The 11,145-nt window shown below is 58.3% G+C and carries 12 protein-coding genes; 5 read left to right on the top strand and 7 right to left on the bottom strand.

Annotation, left to right across the window (positions count from 1 at the left end):
• Positions 1–14: 14 nt before the first annotated feature.
• The 3 genes from def to NTD89_RS25990 all read right to left on the bottom strand — a co-directional run bounded on the left by def (position 15) and on the right by NTD89_RS25990 (position 1,886).
• Positions 15–554: a peptide deformylase gene (gene def / locus NTD89_RS26000; protein ID WP_262210427.1), complete on the bottom strand. Its 540-nt coding sequence runs from the start codon at positions 552–554 to the stop codon at positions 15–17.
• Entirely contained in the window at positions 551–1,519 is a 969-nt protein-coding gene (locus NTD89_RS25995) for a YihY/virulence factor BrkB family protein (RefSeq protein ID WP_262210425.1), read from the bottom strand. Before NTD89_RS25995 ends, def begins: the two co-directional genes overlap by 4 nt.
• Positions 1,520–1,700: 181 nt before the next feature.
• Complete coding sequence (locus NTD89_RS25990; protein WP_076015848.1) at positions 1,701–1,886, bottom strand: CsbD family protein; 186 nt, start codon at positions 1,884–1,886, stop codon at positions 1,701–1,703.
• Between the two features lie 198 nt (positions 1,887–2,084).
• Between NTD89_RS25990 and NTD89_RS25985 the strand changes: the two genes are divergently transcribed.
• A complete protein-coding gene (locus tag NTD89_RS25985; RefSeq protein ID WP_262210422.1) occupies positions 2,085–2,462 on the top strand; it encodes a hypothetical protein in 378 nt (125 codons plus the stop codon).
• Positions 2,463–2,629: 167 nt separating this feature from the next.
• On the opposite strand, the gene fadD1 is transcribed toward NTD89_RS25985, so the two are convergent.
• Both fadD1 and fadD2 read right to left on the bottom strand, forming a co-directional pair.
• Entirely contained in the window at positions 2,630–4,321 is a 1,692-nt protein-coding gene (gene fadD1 / locus NTD89_RS25980; protein WP_145159507.1) for a long-chain-fatty-acid--CoA ligase FadD1, read from the bottom strand.
• Between the two features lie 390 nt (positions 4,322–4,711).
• Complete coding sequence (gene fadD2 / locus NTD89_RS25975) at positions 4,712–6,400, bottom strand: long-chain-fatty-acid--CoA ligase FadD2 (protein ID WP_262210420.1); 1,689 nt, start codon at positions 6,398–6,400, stop codon at positions 4,712–4,714.
• Positions 6,401–6,622: 222 nt separating this feature from the next.
• Between fadD2 and NTD89_RS25970 the strand changes: the two genes are divergently transcribed.
• Together NTD89_RS25970 and NTD89_RS25965 are read left to right on the top strand one after the other, a co-directional pair.
• On the top strand, positions 6,623–7,567 hold the full coding sequence (locus NTD89_RS25970; RefSeq protein ID WP_262210418.1) for an alpha/beta hydrolase: 945 nt from the start codon (positions 6,623–6,625) through the stop codon (positions 7,565–7,567).
• 71 nt (positions 7,568–7,638) lie between these two features.
• Positions 7,639–8,109, top strand: coding sequence for a MaoC family dehydratase (locus NTD89_RS25965; protein ID WP_003175719.1), 471 nt, complete (start codon positions 7,639–7,641; stop codon positions 8,107–8,109).
• Between the two features lie 68 nt (positions 8,110–8,177).
• Here NTD89_RS25965 and NTD89_RS25960 read toward each other — a convergent pair whose 3' ends face one another.
• Positions 8,178–8,645, bottom strand: coding sequence for a ferritin-like domain-containing protein (locus tag NTD89_RS25960; RefSeq protein WP_145159513.1), 468 nt, complete (start codon positions 8,643–8,645; stop codon positions 8,178–8,180).
• Positions 8,646–8,850: 205 nt separating this feature from the next.
• Between NTD89_RS25960 and NTD89_RS25955 the strand changes: the two genes are divergently transcribed.
• Positions 8,851–9,087 (top strand): DUF3820 family protein, encoded by a 237-nt coding sequence (locus NTD89_RS25955; protein ID WP_017139191.1) that lies wholly within the window; start codon positions 8,851–8,853, stop codon positions 9,085–9,087.
• A gap of 10 nt (positions 9,088–9,097) precedes the next feature.
• Positions 9,098–10,273, top strand: a complete 1,176-nt coding sequence (locus tag NTD89_RS25950; RefSeq protein ID WP_262210417.1) for an aminotransferase class V-fold PLP-dependent enzyme — start codon at positions 9,098–9,100, stop codon at positions 10,271–10,273.
• Between the two features lie 202 nt (positions 10,274–10,475).
• Here the strand turns inward: NTD89_RS25950 and NTD89_RS25945 are convergent, their stop codons facing one another.
• Complete coding sequence (locus NTD89_RS25945; protein WP_106578446.1) at positions 10,476–11,141, bottom strand: bifunctional 4-hydroxy-2-oxoglutarate aldolase/2-dehydro-3-deoxy-phosphogluconate aldolase; 666 nt, start codon at positions 11,139–11,141, stop codon at positions 10,476–10,478.
• Positions 11,142–11,145 lie beyond the last annotated feature (4 nt).

Below are 11,145 nucleotides of genomic sequence, written 5' to 3'. Positions count from 1 at the left end.
TCAGTGCCTGAGTACTACTCGTCAGTCTTCGGATCCATGTCCGGAAACATCACTTCGATAAACCCGAACTTGCTGAAGTCGGTAATCCGCGAGGGATACAACCGGCCGATCAGGTGATCGCATTCATGCTGCACCACGCGCGCATGGAAACCCTCGGCGATGCGTGTGATCGGCTCGCCTTTAGGGTCGAAACCCTCGTAGCGAATCTGCTGATACCGGTCTACCGCGCCACGCAGGCCGGGCACGGACAAGCAACCTTCATAGCCCTCTTCCACCACCGGGCTGAGCGGGGTGATCAACGGGTTGATCAGGATGGTCTGCGGCACCGGTGGCGCATCCGGGTAACGCTCGCTGGCCTCAAAACCAAAGATCACCAGTTGCAGATCGACGCCGATCTGCGGTGCGGCCAGGCCAACGCCGCCGACGTGTTCCATGGTCTGGAACATGTCGTCAATCAACTGCCAAAGCTCGGGGCTGTCGAACATTTCCGGCGGAACCGGCGGTGCAATACGCAGCAGGCGCTCATCGCCCATTTTCAGGATTTCACGGATCATCGATCAGGCTCAATGGGTGTGGGCTTGGAGTGGTCCCGGCCTAGGCCTGAGACGTGCTGTTTTTCATCCGTGTCAGAAACGTGTTCGGCGGGTTCATCGAACTCTTTTTCTCCCGGGTCCTTGCCTTCAGTCGACATGTGTTCGATCACGGCATTCATCTCCGCGCCCAGCAGCAGCACCGCGGCGGAAATATAGAAGTACAGGAGCAGGACGATGATCGCACCGATACTGCCATACATGGCGTTGTAGTCGGCGAAGGTTTTAACGTAGTAGCCAAAGCCCAGGGAAGCAACGATCCACACCACCACGGCGAGCACCGAGCCTGGCGTGATGAAGCGGAATTTCTGCTCCACATCGGGCATCACGTAATACATGAGGGCCACGGCGAACATCAGCAAAATCACGATCAGCGGCCAGCGCAGGATGGTCCATAAGGTCACCACGAATTCCTGCATGCCGATCTGCCCGGCGAGCCACTCCATCACCTGCGGGCCAAGCACCATCAAGGCGGCGGCGGCGAGCAGCATGCCGGCGATGCCGACGGTGTAGAACACCGAGAGCGGGAAGCGCTTCCAGATCGGACGGCCTTCGACCACATCGTAGGCGGCGTTCATCGCGCTCATCATCAGCCGTACACCGGCGGACGCGGTCCACAGGGCAATCACGATACCCACGGAGAGCAAGCCACCTTTGGACTGCTGCAACTGGTCGATCACCGGGTTGACCTGCTCCAGCGCCTGGGGCGGCAACACCAGTTCCGATTGCATGCGCAGCCAGGTGAAAAAGTCCGGCAGGTGCAGGAAACCGATCAGGGCGATAAGGAACAGCAGGAAGGGAAACAACGAGAACAGCATCTGGTAGGCCAGTGCCGAGGCATAGGTGGGCATTTCGTCATCGACGAATTCCTTGACGGTGCGCACCAGCACCTTATGCAGGGGTAAACCTTGTAATACCGGAAAAATCATAGCGTCTCCTTTCGCCGCAAAAGGGTGAGGTCGTGGGCGACTCAGGGGCCGTTTTCTACATCAAAAGTAGCCTACTTGGCGACTTTGAAACAATTACCAGATTTTAGTTGCAGCATCTGACATAAAAACGGCCATCCGTGGATGGCCGTCGGGCTGCACGCATACAGCCAGCGATTCAGACTTACTTGGTGGCTTTTTTTACCGCGTCTTTGGTATCGCCCACCGCTTTCTGCACTTCGCCTTTCTTTTCTTGAACCACGCCTTCGGCGCGCAGCTTGTCGTTGCCAGTCACTTTGCCAACACCTTGCTTGACGTTGCCGACGGCTTCGTTAGCCAAACCTTTTGCCTTATCCGATGTGCTGCTCATGGTATTTCTCCTGGAACAATCGAGGTTTTTGGTCATTACGTAGAGATTGACCCGAGGCTGTTCGGCAGAGTTTCAATTATTTTTCGACCCGCATTTCATCGCCGCCTGCAGGTTTGGCTTTATGTTTTGCAGCCAACCCACGAGAATGCCCCGCACATTCAGGCTATAACGCTGAATAACAGATCCCGTAGGAAGGTTATGAAACTCAATAAAGCACAGGCTATCGCCCGCAGAAACCAGGAACTGGGCGGTGCCGTACTCGGCCTCAACAACTGCCACTTCACCGACCTGGACCGCAAACGCAACATCTGGTGGTTCGACCTGCCGGTGGGCCGTATTGCCGTGGGCCAGTACGAGTGGATTCACCTGTTGATGCATAACGCCGAGTCCGACCAGTTGCTGCACCTGAAGGTGCCGACAGCATTTTTGCGTGAAAAACTTGAAGGCCTGGTGGTGCGCAATGCAGGCAAGCGCAGCCCGGAAATCACTCTGGAGCTGAGCGCGGACAAGGACTCGTTCCTCACCGATGTGCGCCCGGCGGGTTCGGGTGTGAGCTTCGCGCAGTTTGCGGTGTAAGCACTCGGTGAAACAGTGTGGGAGCTGGCTTGCCTGCGATAGCGGTAGGTCAGTCACATTACATTGACAGTTACGCCGCTATCGCAGGCAAGCCAGCTCCCACAGGGATAGTGTTTCGCCAGCAACAGGCCATAAAAAAACCCCGCAATTGCGGGGTTTTTATTGGGTTACTTTTTCAGGCCGAGCTTCTTCAGCTCTTCATCACGCAACTCACGTCGCAGGATCTTGCCCACGTTGGTGGTCGGCAATGCATCACGGAACTCAACGGCCTTGGGCACCTTGTAGCCGGTGACATTGGCGCGCATGTGCTCCATCACCTGGTCTTTGGTCAGGGTGGCACCGGGCTTGACCACGATGAAGATCTTGATGTGCTCACCGGATTTCTCATCCGGCACGCCGATGGCCGCGCACTGCAGCACGCCCGGCAAGGTTGCCAGCACGTCTTCCAGCTCGTTGGGATAGACGTTGAAGCCGGAGACCAGAATCATGTCTTTCTTGCGATCGACGATGCGCATGTAGCCGTCAGGCTGGATGATCGCGATGTCGCCGGTCTTCAACCAGCCTTCGCTGTCGAGGATTTCGGCGGTAGCGTCTTCGCGCTGCCAGTAGCCCTTCATCACTTGCGGGCCTTTGACGCACAGTTCGCCGATTTCACCGAGGGCCAGCTCGACGCCGTCGTCGGTGATGACTTTGCACACAGTCGATGGCACTGGAATGCCGATGGTGCCGATCTGGATGTTCTGGATCGGATTGACCGTCGCCACCGGGCTGGTTTCGGTCATGCCGTAGCCTTCGCAGATGTTGCAACCGGTCACGTCTTTCCAACGCTCGGCCGCAGCCAGTTGCAGGGCCATGCCGCCGGACAGGGTGACTTTCAGCGCAGAGAAGTCCAGCTTGCGAAAACCTTCGTTATTGCACAGCGCCACGAACAACGTGTTGAGGCCGACAAAGCCGCTGAACTTCCACTTCGACAGTTCCTTGACCATCGCCGGCAAGTCGCGCGGGTTGCTGATCAGGATGTTGTGGTTGCCGATCAGCATCATCGCCATGCAATGAAAGGTGAAGGCATAGATGTGGTACAGCGGCAGCGGCGTGATCAGGATTTCGCAACCTTCGTTGAGGTTGGAGCCCATCAGCGCCTTGCACTGCAGCATGTTGGCGACCAGGTTGCGGTGGGTGAGCATCGCGCCCTTGGCCACGCCGGTGGTGCCGCCGGTGTATTGCAGCACGGCAACATCACTGCTGGCCGGGCTGGCATCATTGACCGCTTGGCCGTGCCCCTTGGCCAGCACGTCGTTGAACTTGATCGCCTTGGGCAAGTGATAGGCCGGGACCATTTTCTTCACGTACTTGATGACGCTGTTGATCAGCAGGCGCTTGAACGGCGACAACAGGTCGGCGACTTCGGTGACGATCACGTGTTTGACGGCGGTCTTGGGCACGACTTTTTCAGCCAGGTGCGCCATGTTCGCCAGGCAGACCAGGGCCTTGGCCCCGGAATCATTGAATTGGTGTTCCATTTCCCGCGCGGTATACAGCGGGTTGGTGTTGACCACGATCAGGCCGGCACGGATGGCGCCGAACACCGCAACCGGGTATTGCAGGACATTGGGCAGTTGCACGGCAATGCGATCGCCAGGCTTCAAGTCGGTATGTTGTTGCAGGTAAGCGGCGAAAGCACCGGACAATTCGTACAGTTCACCGTAGGTGATTGTTTTGCCCAGGTTGCTGAAAGCCGGCTTGTCGGCGAAGCGCTGGCAGGACTGTTTCAGTACCGCCTGAATATTTGGATACTCGTCTGGATTGATGTCTGCAGCAATCCCGGCGGGGTACTTATCCTTCCAAAAGTCTTCGTTCATGGAAGCCCACTCCTCAGCGACGCGAATTCATCATCGCATTTGATGCGATTATTATTGGTGTATGTTTTTTTAAAGGTGAGTCTGGCGCTTTCAAGCAGGCCGAGAAGTCACAAAGCGCGCCGAGAGTAGCAGCTTTGCCAAGGGCCGCCTAGAGCCAAAAGGGGCCCCTACGGTCATAAACATGACTGTCCTACAATATTTGGTCACACTTTAAGCTGCGATGAAATATCCCAGCAAAAGGCTCTGGAATAGGGTTTTCAGGGCAATAAAGAATCTATGTGTAAGGGGGCTTGCCCCCGATAGCGGTGTTTCAGCCAACACATCTGCTGACTGATACACCGCCATCGGGGGCAAGCCCCCTCCCACATTTTGAGTGGATTTCAAGCAGGGTCAGGCGATGTCGCGAAGCTCCCTGCGCAAAATCTTGCCTACCGGCGTCATCGGCAGCGAGTCGCGCAACACAATATGCTTGGGCACTTTGTACCCGGTGAAATTGGTCTTGCAGTACGCCTTCAGTTCTTCAAGGCTCACGCCTTGGGTACGCGCCACGACAAACAGCTTCACCGCCTCCCCGGTGCGGTCATCCGGCACGCCGATGACCGCGCAGTTGGCCACCGCCGGGTGGGCCATCACCACGTCTTCGATCTCGTTGGGATAAACGTTGAAGCCCGAAACGATGATCAGGTCTTTCTTGCGATCAACGATGCTGACGAAGCCATCGTTGTCGATCACCGCAATGTCACCCGTCTTGAACCAACCGTCGGCGTCCAGCGCCTCGGCGGTAGCGGCCGGCTGCTGCCAGTAACCCTTCATCACCTGCGGGCCCTTGATGCACAGCTCGCCGCGCTCACCCAGTGGCAGCTCGTGCCCGTCATCGTCGATCACCTTCATCGCTGTACCCGGCACCGGAATGCCTACCGTGCCCAGGCGCGATTGGCTGCCGTACGGGTTGGTGCTGGCCACGGGTGAGGTTTCTGTCAGGCCGTAGCCTTCGCCGATGGAACACCCGGTCACCGCCTTCCAGCGCTCGGCCGTGGCCTTGATCAGGGCGGTGCCGCCGGAGTTGGTGATCTTGAGGTGGGAGAAATCCAGGGTCTTGAAGTCGGGGTGGTCCAGCAGTGCCACAAACAGGGTGTTGAGCCCCAGCAGGCAGGAGAACCGCCACTTTTTCAGCTCTTTGATGAACCCGCCGATGTCGCGCGGGTTGGTGATCAGCACGTTGTGGTTGCCGGTCACCATCATGCACATGCAGTTCGCCGTGAAGGCATAGATGTGGTACAGCGGCAGCGGCGCGATCATCACCTCCTGCCCTTCCTTTACCAGCGGCTGGCCATCGTCGGTGACCTGGGACATGCACGCCCGGACCTGCTGCATATTCGCCACCAGGTTGCCGTGAGTGAGCATCGCGCCCTTGGCCAGACCAGTGGTGCCGCCGGTGTATTGCAGCACGGCGATGTCATCCAGCGTGACCGGATGCCGGATCACCCCTTGCCCCGCGCCCATGCGCAACGCGCGTTTAAACGACACCGCCCGTGGCAGGTGGTAGGCCGGGACCATTTTCTTGACTTTGTCGACCACGGTGTTGATCAACCAGCCCTTGGCGGCCGGCATGAAGTCGCCCATTTTGGCTTCGATCAGGTAGTCGATCTCGGTGTCGGCGCACACCTCCTGCACCCTCGCACCAAACAGGTTGAGGTACACCAGCGCACGCACGCCGGCATCCTTGAACTGGTGACGCATCTCGCGCGGGGTGTACAACGGGTTGGTGTTGACCACGATCAGCCCGGCGCGCAGTGCGCCGAACACGGCAATCGGGTAATGCAGCACGTTGGGCAGCTGCACCGCGATACGCTCGCCCGGCTTGAGGTCGGTGTGTTGCTGCAGGTAACCGGCGAACGCAGCGCTCTGGCGCTCAAGCTCGGCGTAGGTCAGGGTGATGCCCATGTTGCTGAACGCCGGACGGTCGGCAAAGGCCTTGCAGGAACGTTCGAAGACTTCGATCACCGACTTGTACGTGGTGAGGTCGATGTCATTGGGAACGCCCGCGGCGCGTTTGTCATTCCAGAAATCAGGTTGCATTATTCTTGTCCTCTTACCTGAGTGTGTCCGACCGCTGCAGCGATAAAAAACGTGCTGCTATAAAAAGCGGAGCTTTGGGGACGTTAGCAGCTATGGCCAAACAGGCAAATACAGGAAAGAGCGTCATTAATTGCGTGAATCTTCCTACAAGGGCCTGCACTGATCAGACGCAAGCCCGAGGATGAGCTATACACTGCAACGACCCTGAGCAAAGGAAGCGCCATGAACCACAGCACCTTCTGGCTGACCGCGAATGACCGCAGCCGCCTGTACGTCAATCAATGGCTGCCGGAAGGCGAGACCCGGGCAATCATCATGCTGTCCCACGGCATGGCCGAGCACAGCGGTCGATATGCACGCCTGGCCCAAGCCCTGTGCGGTGCCGGTTACGGCCTGTATGCGCTGGACCAGCGCGGTCATGGCCGCACCGCCGATGAAGGCACGCTGGGGCTGTACGCCGAAAAGGACGGCTGGAACAAAGTGGTGGGCGACCTGGCCAGCCTCAACCAGCACATCGGCCAGCAGCAGCCGGGGCTGCCCATTATTCTGCTGGGCCACAGCATGGGCAGCTACATCGCCCAGGCCTACCTGCTGCACCACAGCGCCAGCCTGAATGGCGCGATTCTCAGCGGTTCGAATTTCCAGCCGATTGCGCTGTACCGCGCGGCAGCGGTGATTGCTCGTATCGAGCGGGCACGCCAGGGTTTGCGCGGGCGCAGTGCGCTGATCGAGTTCCTGTCGTTCGGCTCGTTCAATAAAGCCTTCAAGCCCAACCGAACGGCGTTTGATTGGCTCAGTCGCGACCCGGTCGAGGTCGACCAGTACATCACCGACCCGCTTTGCGGCTTTCGCTGCACCAACCAGTTGTGGATCGACCTGCTGGGCGGCTTGCAGCAAATCAGCAAAGCGTCCAATCTCGCGCAGATCGATCCGGGCCTGCCGATCCTGGTAATGGGCGGCGAATGTGATCCGGTGAGTGAAGGCAAGCGTCTCAAAAGCCTGGCCCATGCGTTGCGTGAGGCCGGCTGTCAGCACCTGCAATTGAATATCTACCCGCAGGCGCGTCATGAAGTGTTCAACGAAACCAACCGTGATGAAGTCACAGCGGATGTACTGGCGTGGTTGCAACAGGCTCTGACCTTGCGCAGGCCGACCCGCTGCGAATAATTTTTCGTTTAAAATCAAACGCTTAAAATCATACTGTTTAATTACCGATTAGCCACAGGATGCACCCCGAGATGACTCAGGTTACCAACACCCCGTACGAAGCCCTCGAAGTCGGTCAGACCGCCAGCTACAGCAAGACAGTCGAAGAGCGCGATATCCAGTTGTTTGCCGCGATGTCCGGCGACCACAACCCGGTGCACCTGGATGCCGAGTACGCCAAGGCGACCATGTTCAAGGAGCGTATCGCCCACGGCATGTTCAGCGGCGCCCTGATCAGCGCGGCCGTTGCCTGCGAGCTGCCTGGGCCGGGCACTATCTATATCGGCCAGCAGATGAGCTTCCAGAAGCCAGTGAAAATCGGCGACACCTTGACCGTGCGTCTGGAAATCCTCGAGAAGCTGCCCAAGTTTCGCGTGCGCATCGCCACTCGCGTGTTCAACCAGCGCGATGAGCTGGTAGTGGACGGTGAGGCGGAAATCCTCGCACCCCGCAAGCAGCAGGTGGTGACATTGACCGAACTGCCGCCGATCAGCATCGGCTGATACCCGGGTATAAAAATCGCCCATAAAAAAGCCCCGCATCAGCGGGGCTTTTTCTAATCAGGCGCGACTCAAGACTGAGCGCGAGCCTGGTTACGCAGGGCTTTCACCTGGTCGTGGTTACGTTGGGCGCCGTGGAACTGACGCTCAACCAGGTCACGAATACCCAGCAGGTTGTGCTTGTTGATCTTCTCGATCGCTTCTTTGTAAGCCTTCAGTGCGTGGTCTTCACCGCGCTCGGCTTCGTTCAGTACGGCTTCTTCATCTTTGCCGGTAACCATCGATTTCACGTCGACCCAACCACGGTGCAGTGCGCCGGCAACCGAACCGGAATTTTCCGGATCGCCACCCAAGGCTTTCACAGCGGTTTGCAGCTCAGCGGCAGCGCTGGCGCAATCGGCGGCACGTTTCTGGAAGAGCGCTTTGAGCTCTGGGTGCTTGATGTCTTCAGCACAAGTTGCGAAGCCTTTCTGGCCGTCTTTGCTGGTCTCGATCAGGTCGTTAAGTACAGAGATCGATTCTTTGTTGATATCAGTCATTTTTCAATTCCTTGTGCGGGTTAAGAAACGTGTATTAATGATTGCAGCGCCCGTGCCAAGTTTTAAAAAACAACTTTTTCCTTATTTTTCAACAAGATAAAAATTATTGAACCATCTGTATGCGAGTTATTTGCATGATCTGTCATTTGGCCTTCATGCAGAATGCCTGTATTTTCCAAGGTCTCGACTTGAACGCTTGAAGACCATGAACCCCGAAAAACTTGAATTGCTGATCACCCGCGAAATGCCCTTCGGCAAATACAAGGGACGGATCATCGCCGACTTGCCCGGCCCCTACCTGAACTGGTTCGCCCGTGAGGGTTTCCCTCACGGCGAGTTGGGCGGCTTGCTGGCGTTGATGCAGGAAATCGACCACAACGGCCTGTCCGAACTATTGGAACCGCTGCGCGTAAAGCACGGCAAACCTGCCCCCCGCCACTGAGAGCCTCGCCATGCCAAGGAATGCAGATAACGAACGTCACTGGCAGGCCATTGCCCAGCGCTATGAGCTGGAACCTGGCCCGATCAATCTGGAAAACGGCTACTTCGGGCGTATGAACCACGCGGTACGGGCGCAGTACCTGGAGCACGTCGCGTTTATCAACCGCAGCAACTCGCTGTATGTGCGCCAGCGCTTTGAGCAGGGTGAAAACGACGAGGTGCGCCGCCAACTGGCCGGACTGATCGACGCCGACCCGGAGTCGATTGCGTTCACCCGCAATGCCACAGAGGCTTTGCAGTCACTGATCCGCAACTACAACAACCTGCAACCGGGCGACCAAGTGCTGATCAGCGACCTGGAGTACGACACGGTCAAAGGCGCGATGCGCTGGCTGGCGGGCTATCGCGGTGTGGAGGTGATCGAGTTATCCCACGCTCATCCGGCCAGTTTCGACAGCCTGGTGCAGACTTATCGCACTGCGTTTGTGCAGTACCCGCGCCTCAAGTTGATGGCCCTGACCCACGTGACCCACCGCACCGGCCTGGTAATGCCCGTCGAGGCGATTGCCACAGCCGCACGTGAGCACGGCGTGGATGTGATCCTCGATGGCGCCCACGCCCTGGGCCAGATCGAATTCAACCTCGCCCAACTGGGCATCCAGTTCGCCGGCTTCAATTTGCACAAATGGATCGGCGCGCCGCTGACCCTGGGCTTTCTGTACATCGCCCCGGAGCGCCTGGCCGATATCGACCCGGACATGGGCGAGTGTCATTACCCGGCCACCGATGTTCGCGCGCGTACGCCCTATAGCACACCGAATTTCCCGGCGCTGATGACCTTGCCGCTGGTGCTGGAAGAGCACCGTGCACTGGGTGGCTCGGCGGCCAAGGGCGCACGGGTCAATTACCTGCGGGATCTGTGGGTGAACCCGGTGCGTCAGCTGCCGGGCATCGAAGTGCTGACGCCGGATGACCCACGGCTGTATTGCGGGATCACGGGGTTCAAGTTCACCGGACGTGATCAGCAGGTGATGGCGGATCGGTTGCTCAAGGACTACGACCTGTTTACCACCACCCGTGTCGGCGCGGCCTTTGGCAGCTGCATTCGGGTGACGCCGGGGTTGGTGACTTCGGCGGCAGACATCGATGCCTTGGTCAAAGCAATAACCGAGCTAAGCGCGGACTGAAATGTGGGAGCGGGCTTGCTCGCGAATAGGCTGGGTCAGTCGACGAATAGGCCAACTGAACCAGCGCATTCGCGAGCAAGCCCGCTCCCACATTGCTCAGCGTTAGATTTGAGGTTTTCTACAGGCAAAAAAAAGCGGCACACCGACCAAGTGCGCCGCAAAAATGCCGTTAAGCACAGCAACAACGATTCGGTAAATCAGCTCAATCCAGCAGTGCCAGCGCCTGTGCGGTGACTTCCTGGATGCGGGCCCAGTCGCCGTTCTTGATCCACTCCGGATCAAGCATCCAGCTACCGCCCACGCACATCACGTTTTTCAACGCCATGTAGTTTTTGATGTTGGCCGGGCCAACACCTCCGGTTGGGCAGAATTTCACTTCGCCGAACGGACCACCCAGCGCCTTGATCGCAGCAACGCCGCCACTCACTTCAGCCGGGAACAGTTTGAAGCGACGGTAACCCAGGCCATAGCCTTCCATGATGCCGGAGGCATTGCTGATGCCTGGCAGCAACGGGATCGGGCTGTGCACCGAGGCTTCCAGCAGGTCACGGGTAATGCCTGGCGTGACGATAAACTGCGAGCCCGCCACTTCGGCGGCTTCGAGCATGTGACGGTCGAGCACGGTGCCGGCACCGGTGCACAATTCAGGGCGTTGCTCGCGCAGCACTTGAATCGCCTTGAGGCCGAACTCGGAACGCAAGGTCACTTCCAATGCGGTCAAACCGCCCGCTGCCAGGGCATCGGCCAGCGGCAGGATGTCCTGCTCGCGGGCGATGGTGATCACCGGCAGGATCCGCGCCTTGGCGCAGAGGCTGTCGATCAAGGCAACTTTATCCGCCATGGACACGGTCGGTTGAGGGCTTTTCATAGCG

Source organism: Pseudomonas sp. 14P_5.3_Bac1 (genome assembly GCF_025466135.1).
Lineage (GTDB): Bacteria > Pseudomonadota > Gammaproteobacteria > Pseudomonadales > Pseudomonadaceae > Aquipseudomonas.
Note: the sequence above shows the minus strand (reverse complement) of the source record. Positions and strands in the feature narration are given on the sequence as shown.